This window comes from Collinsella sp. LCP19S3_H3, assembly GCF_052119145.1.
Taxonomy (GTDB): Bacteria; Actinomycetota; Coriobacteriia; order Coriobacteriales; family Coriobacteriaceae; genus Collinsella.
In genome coordinates this window covers 1-1,854 of record NZ_JBQKFW010000030.1, presented here as the reverse complement: position 1 = coordinate 1,854, position 1,854 = coordinate 1, and the positions used below count along the sequence as shown (strand labels likewise).

Genomic DNA, 1,854 nt, shown 5'->3' with positions numbered 1-1,854 from the left:
GCGATGATGAAGGTCATGCTGGCCATCCCCTGCATCGAGCTGATCCTGGCCATCGTCGCGACGCTGGTGCCGTTCTCCGCCGCCGAGGTCGGCGAGAAGGTCCCGATGATCGTCATCTTCATCGTGCTCGTGCTCATCGGCGAGGTCGTCCGCGTCGTCAGCGCCAAGGGCCGCGAGACCGAGTACAAGGGCCTCACCCCCGAGCTGGCCGCCCAGCGCCTCGCCGAGGAGGCCGAGGAGAACTAGGGCGCCCGGTTCCGGGCACCCCGGCCTCCCCGGGGGCGTGCCCGGGCGACGGGCCCGCCAACCATCCCCCGGGGCGGGTGCGGCGATAGCTCCGGCAGCCGCCGACCGCCCCGACCCCTCTCCCGTATCCCTCGTGCGTCCCGTCTCCGCGCACCTGGCTACGTCGTCGCCCGCCGGTGCGACCCCGTGAAAACCGGCGCCGGGCGCCCCGACCTCTGCCGGGGGACGGGCGCCCGCCATCTCTTGGTCCTAGGCCGCGGGCAGCCCGCCCGCGGCAGACGATCGTTCGGTTTGGAGGAAATCTTATGCGTACGATCACCGAGTCCGAGTCCACCCCGAGGGCCGACGGCTTCTTCATGCCCGCCGAGTTCGCCCCCCAGGACCGCGTGTGGATAGGCTGGCCCCACCGCACCGACACCTGGGCCCACGGCGCCAAGCCCGCCCAGAAGCAGTATGCCGCCATCGCCCGCGCCATCTCCGAGTTCACCCCGGTCTACATGTGCGCCAACCAGGTCGACTACGCCAACTGCAAGGCCGTCTTCGAGAACGACGAGAACGTCACCGTCGTCGAGATGACCACCGACGACGCCTGGTTCCGCGACACCGGCGCCACCTACGTCATCAACGGCAAGGGCGATAAGCGCGCCAACCACTGGCACTTCAACGGCTACGGCGGCCTCATCGACGGCCTCTACTTCCCGTGGGACAAGGACGAGCAGATCGCCCTCAAGATGGCCGAGCTCTCCGGCTGCCGCCGCTACCGTCCCGACGACATGATCCTCGAGGGCGGCTCCATCACCGTCGACGGCGAGGGCACCCTCGTCGTCACCGACCAGTGCCTCCTGTCCCCCGGCCGCACCTGCTCCGCGGTGCTCGAGGAGGAGGAGGACCCCGAGTCCCTCTGGCCCAAGTACCGCAAGAAGTTCGAGCCCTGGAGCGAGGAGCTCCGCGGGTACATGACCGAGCACCTCAAGGACTACCTCGGCGTCGAGAAGGTCATCTGGGTCAAGGAGGGCATCGACCCCGAGGAGACCAACGGCCACATCGACGACGTCGCCACCTTCATCGCCCCGGGCGTCATGGTCTGCATCTGGACCGACGACCCCGAGTACCCGTTCTACGAGCAGTGCCACGCCGCCTACGAGACCCTCTCCAACGCGGTTGACGCCAAGGGCCGCAAGCTGAAGGTCTACAAGCTCTGCATGCCCGTGAAGCCGCTGTACATGGACCAGGCCTCCTGCGACACCATCGACGCCGACGAGAACGCCGAGCCGCGCGTCCCCGACGAGCCGCTGATCGCCTCCTACATGAACTACCTCGTGACCAACCACGGCGTCATCGTCCCGCAGTACGGCGACGAGAACGACCAGCTGGCCGTCGACACGCTCCAGGAGATCTACGACGAGGTCTGGGGCGAGGGCGTCTACAAGTGCGTGGGCGTCAAGTCCGACCAGGTCGTCTACGGCGGCGGCAACATCCACTGCATCACGCAGCAGGAGCCGTCCGCCTAATAGCCCGGCTTGCCGGGGCGCGGCGCCCCTCCTTCACGGGAGCCGCCGCACCCCGGAGGCCCGGCCGGCCAGGCGAACGGGGCCGCCTGGCCGGCCG

1 protein-coding gene and 1 pseudogene are annotated in these 1,854 nt (G+C 69.0%); both read left to right on the top strand.

Annotated features, from left to right (window positions below; translation table 11 throughout):
- A pseudogene (locus ACTQZF_RS09130) lies at nt 1–246 on the top strand (amino acid:proton antiporter); the annotation flags it as partial.
- Between the two features lie 305 nt (nt 247–551).
- Complete coding sequence (locus ACTQZF_RS09125; RefSeq protein ID WP_427747536.1) at nt 552–1,757, top strand: agmatine deiminase family protein; 1,206 nt, start codon at nt 552–554, stop codon at nt 1,755–1,757.
- The last annotated feature ends 97 nt before the right edge of the window (nt 1,758–1,854 follow it).

What these genes read in the sequence shown, in the direction of transcription:
- ACTQZF_RS09125 (WP_427747536.1), top strand. Translation starts at nt 552, where the DNA reads ATGCGTACGATCACCGAGTCCGAGTCCACCCCGAGGGCCGACGGCTTC.